Source organism: Phycisphaerae bacterium (assembly GCA_035384605.1).
Taxonomy (GTDB): Bacteria; Planctomycetota; Phycisphaerae; order UBA1845; family PWPN01; genus JAUCQB01.
This window is the reverse complement of sequence record DAOOIV010000171.1, coordinates 1-7,602: the sequence shown is the minus strand read 5'-3', so window position 1 is coordinate 7,602 and position 7,602 is coordinate 1. Positions and strand designations below refer to the sequence as shown.

3 protein-coding genes are annotated in these 7,602 nt (G+C 61.0%); 1 reads left to right on the top strand and 2 read right to left on the bottom strand.

The features are described 5' to 3' along the window. Positions 1–1,867, bottom strand: a 1,867-nt coding sequence (locus tag PLL20_20980) for a discoidin domain-containing protein (protein HPD32475.1), incomplete at its 3' end; no start/stop codon positions are given. Between the two features lie 917 nt (positions 1,868–2,784). Here PLL20_20980 and PLL20_20975 point away from each other — a divergent pair. Beyond that, complete coding sequence (locus tag PLL20_20975) at positions 2,785–6,129, top strand: immunoglobulin domain-containing protein (GenBank protein ID HPD32474.1); 3,345 nt, start codon at positions 2,785–2,787, stop codon at positions 6,127–6,129. Positions 6,130–6,325: 196 nt separating this feature from the next. Here the strand turns inward: PLL20_20975 and PLL20_20970 are convergent, their stop codons facing one another. Beyond that, positions 6,326–7,213 (bottom strand): prepilin-type N-terminal cleavage/methylation domain-containing protein, encoded by an 888-nt coding sequence (locus tag PLL20_20970; GenBank protein HPD32473.1) that lies wholly within the window; start codon positions 7,211–7,213, stop codon positions 6,326–6,328. Positions 7,214–7,602: the final 389 nt, after the last annotated feature.

Below are 7,602 nucleotides of genomic sequence, written 5' to 3'. Positions count from 1 at the left end.
TCACCTGCGCCGACTGCGGGGCCACGTTCACCCCCGTCGGCACACTGTCGTTCATCGTGTCCGCGATGCCGTACACCTCGAACTCGGGTATCCGCGTGTAATTGTCGATACCGCAATTGGTGATATACAGCCGGACAAATCGAAGCGTCTTGGGGGTGTAGTAGCTCCGCGTCGTCGTACCCGCCTGCGAAGAGTTGTCAACCACGCACTCGTCCGTCCATGGACCGCTGATCGACGTGCCCGACTGGAACTTGAAGTTCTTGGTGTTGAAGTAGGTCGGTTCACCCCCCGTGCTGGCGTGCCGGACGATGAAACCGTTCACCGTGAGGTTCGCACCAAGGTCCAGCGCAAGCCAGTGCGGCGGAGCGTTGCCGTTGCTCGCCCACTTGGTGGCCAGCGACCCGTCAAGGGCCTTGGCCCCGTTGAAGTCGACGCTGTAGTCGGAATCGGTCGCCCACGCCGCGGTCAGCGAAAGATTGCTGCCCGTCGGCGTATTGCCGTTCATCAGACCCGTCGGCGTCGCGCTCACCTGTGACGAATTCGCGCTCTCGCCGTTGGCGTTCACCGCCGAGACAACATAGTAATACGTGGTTCCATTGGTCAGCCCGGTATCGGTGTAGTTGGTCGCCGTCGGAGTCGCGATGGTCGTATAAGGCCCCCCGCTGACGGTCGACCGCTTGACCTTGTAGCTGCTGGCCGACGCACTCGCGTTCCACGTCAGCGCCACCTGTGCATCCCCAGCCGTCGCCGCCAGGCCGGTCGGCGCGGCCGGTGGTGAGGTCGACCACCGATACCCGTAGGCAACGGCCTGCTGAAAATCGGCAATCACCCCGCCGAGATCCTGAAACTCAAAGGTGTATTCGCCTTCCGTGGCCATCATCCAGCGAAACAGGGCCACGCAACGGATCTTCTGCGTCTGGCTGGCATTCCAGTTGTTGATCTCGCTGTAGATCGCCCGCACCCAGCCGTTGTTCGCGTTGTACCAGGCGTGCCGCGGCGAAGCTCCGTCGGCGCACTCCACGTTCTGGTCGCATTCCGTGATGTAAACCGGCTTCGTGGTCATCGTACCCGGAATCGCCGCCATGTAGTTCCGATAAACGTAAAAATGGTAGTAGATGTCCTGGTACGGCGCCCCCATCTTCTGAGTGCTGGTCACCAGCGCGGGGTCGCATCCGTGCGTGTACGCGTGCAGCCCCAGGGCGTCAATCTTGCTCGCCCCGATCCCATTCAGGATGTTCACCCAGTACGTCACGAACCCCTCAATGCCCTGGGCCGCGTACGGAGGCCCCCAAGTCCCCGCGGGAGCAGGCATGAGCTTGGCCGCCGGGTTCGCCGCCTTGATCTTCGTGTAGCACTTGTTGTAACAACTCACGTAGCGGGCCACCGTGATCGGCTGCCCGGTGTTCGGATCGCCGTTGACGTTGCCGGGCCACTCCCGCGGTAGATTGGTCTCGTTACCGATGATCCAGTAATCCACGCCGCTCGACGCCGCAACATAGTTGGCGCATCGCTGGGCGAAATTGTCATACTGCGAATCGTAGGGAATGGTGCCGTCCGAGCCGTAACCGTTGTTCAACCGCACGATCACGCCGTACCCGGCGTTCGACCAACTCGAGTAGTTGCCCCCTGAGTAGTTGTTCGGATCGCAACCGATCGCCTCCGTCCAGACGATCCACCCCTTGTTGCTGCCCATGTTCCCTTCGCCACCCGGATCGTGGATACCGTAGATGTACTGCGCCTCCACTGCCACGACAATGGTCGCCGGCAACAGGACGCCCACGGCCAGCCAAAACGCCCGGGCAACCGCTCGCCCTGCCGACTGTGTCTCGGTGCTTCTGGAAGTTTTTTCGACTACATAACAGTCCATGAGTTGAAACCTCCGCTACATAGGGTTGAGAATGGCGCACACCATCCACCCTGTGCCGCTACCGCACATGAAATCACACGATTGGCAACTTGCTCAGACGGGCGCGCGGTCAGATTGATGCCGGATAAGAAACCGCTCGGTGCCACTCCGATCTCGCGGAACCGCTCCTGCTGTTCAACTCGATGTTCTCCGCCACATTGCTCATCGACAGGCTCACGGATAGCGCGAAAGGCTCAGTGCCGCACGCCGCAATGCCCGTGTATCACAGGCCGCCTTCGTTGTCAACGATTTCTTGCCACACTGACCCGTTTTTCTACCCGAAAATGACTGACGGAATCACGTCGCCGACGCCTATCCGTCTGAAGACTGCGCAGAACAGCTCTTAACGCGTTTTACCCGATAGAATGACGGCGTTGTTCCTGCTCGTCCCGACGAACCAACCCTCCGGAACCGACCTGAACGTAACGCCCGGCGGTTGACTCAATCTTGTTTCTGTTTCGTTCACTGATACACCGGTGGTCGAAGCAGATGCACCGCTGCTGACCCTCGCGTGATGCGCCTGGAAAACTGAAAAAGATGGCTTAGACTGGCTAATAGAGATGCAGGGATCCTGGTTGCACACCTGTTGGCACGTTGAAAGCCGACAACACCCGCGCGCATGCTGCGGCTTGGCCGCTCACATTGAGCGGGAGACACCGTGAACATCGCCTCGTTCGCCTGGCTCTGTATTTCCTTCCATGTCGCTGACCGGCTCCGGCACCCGCCACACCGTCGGCCCCGGACACGCCGGATGGCCTCGCAGCTCCCGCTTTGCTATGATGAAAAAGCGCGGAGACGATTCTGTTGGACGCGCGGATGAACCCCCGCCACGGATCGACCACCTCGCGCTCAGATGCCCGTCATCGGAGGGATTGAACGTGGTCCAAAGGCCGACATGTCTCTTTGTCATGTTCCTGGGCCCACTAGGCATCTTGATAGCCCCCGGCAATGACGCTCAGGCCCGACAATCCCTCGGCGATCTGACCGGCCCCTGGCAGCTACTTGTCGATGATTACCTCATCGCCGACAAAAACGGCACCGCCCGAACCTATCACTCCCTCGAAAAGTACCCTGGCAACCCTGTCCTCCTTCCCACGGAGGCGTGGGAGGATAGCGTTGCCTACATCTACGGGACGGTCCTGCCCGACGAGACCGGAACGGGGTATCGCATGTGGTATCACACCTTGCGCCCCGAAGACCCCGACAACGACGGTAGCAACATCCTCTACGCCACCAGCCCCGACGGAATCACCTGGACCAAGCCAAATCTCGGCATCCGGTCCTGGCACGGCTCAACGGCCAACAACATGATCTTCGTCCGACCGGGGCAAAGCGGCATCACTTCCGTGATTCATACGCCGTGGAACTCCGATCCCAACCGGCAGTACACGCTGATGAACTTCGACGTCGGCGGCTACTGGGGAGCGTATTCGCCGGACGGCATCCACACCTTCGATCTGTCCAATAATCCCGTCATCACCGACGGCGGCGACGTCGGTCAGTTCATGTGGGACCCTTTCGTGCGACAATTCCGAGGCTATGTGAAGCTCAACTCCTATGTGAACGGATTGAAGCGGCGCAGTGTCGGCCTCACCACGACCGCAAGCATTGAAAGCTGGCCCCCGCTCGCACTCATCCTCGAACCCGATGCCTTCGATGACCGCTGGGTCCCGGCCGGAACCGTGCAGAGAACCCATCTCTACGGCATGTCCGTGTTCGCGTACGAAACCATGTACCTCGGCTTCCTCTGGATCTTCCGGGCAACAGATGCGGAGGGTTATTACATCGGACCGGTGTACGCCGAATTGGTCAGCAGCCGCGACGGGGTACACTGGAAACGAGAGGAGCAGGACCGCCCTCCCATCCTACCCCTGGGAACGCCTGGCCAATGGGATGACGGTCAGCTCTACACCGCCATCGCTCCCGTGCTCAACGGCGACACCCTCATGGTCTACTACGGCGCCTGCGACAACGTTCACGGTTACGCGACCAAGTTGCTCAACTGCGCCATCGGTCTGGCAACTCTTCGAAAGGACGGCTTTGTCTCTATCGATGCCGGACCGACCGGTGGAACCATGTCCACCAGGAGCCTGCTCGGTGCATCCGGCCCCTTGCACGTCAACTACCGGACCTCAGGCGGCTGGCTGAAAGTCGAAGTCCTCGATGCGGACGACCAGGTTGTCCCAGGCTACGACGAAACCGAATGCGTCCCACTCCAAGGCGATAGCGTCGATCAGATCGTCACCTGGCAATCCCACAGCGAACTGCCCGCAGACGTAAGACCGCTCCGACTGCGCTTCATCATGCGGAACGCGTCGCTTTACTCCTTCATGGCCGGACCCGATGTTCAGCCGCTCGATTCGCCTGCAATCACCCGGCAACCCTACGATCAAACGATTGCTCCGGGCGGAAACGCGTGCTTCGTCGTCGAGGCCACGGGCACGTCTCCGCTGGTCTATCAGTGGCGCAAGAACGGACGAGACCTTGTCGACGGCGGTCGGTACGGCGGCACAAATGCGCCAACGCTGACGATCACCACGGCCGATTTGAGCGATGCGGCCGTCTACGACTGCCTGGTGTCCAATCCCTACGGCAGCATCGTTTCGGCCAAGGCAAGACTGAACGTCACCACGGCTGAGTTCATCGGGTTGGGAACAGCCCCGGGAGCAACGTCCAGCGTGGTCACCGGCATCGCCACCGATGGCTCCGTGATCTGCGGCAACAGCGGCGGCCGGCCGTTCATCTGGACCGCCGGCGGCGGCATCAGAGATCTTGGCCTTCCCACCGACGCCACCAGCGCCGGCGCGGCCGGCGTCGGCGTATACAATGGTAACATCGTGGTGGCAATTAACAGCAATGCCTCAAACTACAAGGCCAAGTGCTGGGAGGGCAACACCGCCGGCCAAGGCGCGTTCGCCAACCTCCCGCAGGCCGACACGCTGGAATGGACGGCCTCCGGCCTGGGCACCAACGGCGATTCCGAATTGTGGATCAGCGGCAGCACCATCAACGGAGGCGACGGCAACGGCCGGCAGGCTTGCCGCTACCGCCTGAGCACCGGTACCGTTGACCTGCCTGTCCTGCCCAACAACGGGCATGACCACTCCGATTTTCACGCCGTTTCGGACAACGGCTGCTTCGCCGGACAGTATCAGTACATGGGCACGGCACCCACCGGCGGGGCCCGCAATCCCATGAAGTTTACCGGCGCCTCTCCCTGTCAACCGCTGAACACCCTCTTCGGCACGCCAACCACAAAGAACGAGGCCGTGGCCAGAGCCGTCTCACGCAATGGTTCCGTCCAGGGCGGCTGGAGCTACTACATCAACGGAGTCTTCCTCTACATGCCGTGCGTCTGGATCAACTCGACCACCCCCACCGCCGTCGGCTTCATCCCGGGGGGCGATAGCGATAATCATGGCGAAATCCTTGCTCTCAGCGGCGATGGCGCTCTGGCCGGGGGGTACAGCCTTTACCGCAACAGCCCCAACCCTGACGGCCCCAGAGAAGCTCTGATATGGGATGCGGCCGGCGGCGCTCGGCAGTTGCAGGGCTGGCTGTCCAGCCAGTTCGGGCTGAATCTGGCCGGCTGGACGCTGCAAGAAGTCCGCGGCATCTCAGCCGACGGGCAAATCCTGACCGGCAACGGCAACCACAACGGTGTCAGCGAGGGCTGGATGCTCAGATTCACCGCCCATGATCCCCCGCCACCGACGATCACGCAGCAGCCTTTGTCACAAGTCGTTTGCCCGGGTGACACCGCTATGTTCCAGCTCGCCGCCACGGGCCAGGGACCACTCAGCTTTTGGTGGATAAAGGACGGACGCGCACTCTCCGACGACGGACATTACGCCGGCACGGACTCGCCAACACTGACTATCTCCGGCATTACGGCCGCAGATGCAGGCAGCTATCGCTGCAGGATCACGGCCGGCTTCAATAGTATCGAATCCGACCCGGCCAATCTGGCGATCTGGCCCACCGTTCCGGCTGACCTGGACGGCGATTGCGATGTGGACCAGGACGACGTCATCATCTTCGAGGCATGCGCCGCCGGGCCGGGTATCCCTTATCCGGACGCCTGCCCGCTAATGCCTGACACCCAAGGCCGAGTCGCAGCCGATTTCGACGGGGACGGGGACGTCGACCAGGCCGACTTCGGTGCAATACAACGATGCCTGACTGGCCACGGTACCCCGGCCGACTCCCATTGCCGACAATAAGCCCGATAACGCCCGTCGCATCGCCGGGCGTGTAAGGTTCGACACCATCCAGGTTGCCGCGCGGAGCGAGACCCGCCGCGAGCTCGAACACCGGCCCGCCCTTCCCACGCATCTACATGCAGAATCGCTGACCAAGCCCCAGATGCGCCCCTTGCGCGCTTGTCTCGAAACAAGACCTGCCCGCTGCGGGCAACCTTCAGTGCTGGATCCCCCGAGTGCTGGCATCTTCTCCGTTCGGCAGAAAACCGTACCTCGCATAGTTGCCGTTGGACAATTGCCAGCTTCTGCCGCTGACCCACTTACGGCCGCTGGTGCGGATGCACATCGACTTCGCGTTGAAGTACTGGGCCAACGGATACGAACTCAAATGTGAAGGAGGAGGCTTGAACCGCACCCGCGAAACGTGGCCGTCGTGGTATCCGATGTTGGCTTGACCCGGGTTCGAGCCGAATTTCAAGTGGCGATCCGCGATGGTGTCTTCGTTGCACCAGGTGCTGTCGTCGACCTTCGCCAGATACCAGTACGGGTCTTCTTCGATCAGTACAGGCACGCCTTCGAAAGGCGCCATGTCAAAGCGATGGTCATCCCGATCATACGGCGCCTTGGTCGGATAGTGAGCCCCGCCAAGAAACTCAGTGGCCGCTCCGGACACAAGGGCGTTGGAGGTGTAGCTATAATCGCAAGGCTTCAGCTTGTCATTGGTCGTGTAGTCGCGCTTGATCACGTCATCAGGGCAGGTGTAGGCCTCCGTCGACCGACCCATGTGTCTGAAAACCGTGCCGTTCCGCGGCTGCAACGACGGACCGCCTTGGTTGCTGCCTCCCAGCCAGTCGGCGTTGTCGTCCTTGCTTGCCCCGGGCAAACGATTCTTGTACTCGGCCGCGTAGACCAGAAACGCGGTCGTGAGCTGCTTGAGGTTGGACTGACAACTGACCATGCGGGCTTGAGACCTGGCCCGTCCCAGCGAAGGAAGAAGAATCGCAATGAGCAGCGCGATGATCGACACTACCACCAGGACTTCAATGAGCGTGAATCCTGCTTGGGGACGGCCGGTGGTCTTCTGAGTCGGGCGTGCTGGTCGCATGTTTTGTTCCCTCTGTCCTCCAGCGGGCTCCGCACCACAGGTTATCTGACAAAAGCTCGGATCCAACTCGGCGCGGCACCGACAACTTGTCAGTCCATCGGCGCCTTCGCAAGGCAGGTTACGCACCCGCGACTGCATTTGATTATATCGGTCTCAAAGGCATGCGTCAACAGAAACAGACGTTCTATTGGTTCTCATACCGGTATAGGGTATTCACCAACACAGCAAGCGCTTCCAATCGTTTGGGGCTCCTCCGTCGTACCTGGTGCGCATTTTACGCGCATCTTTTGGGGGCACAGTACGCTCTCGTTGCGGCCCGCAAGAAAGCGGTTCCCCTTGTCGGCGCCGGTCTGAACATGCTGTAAATCCGCCGGTTTGATGATGCGGTG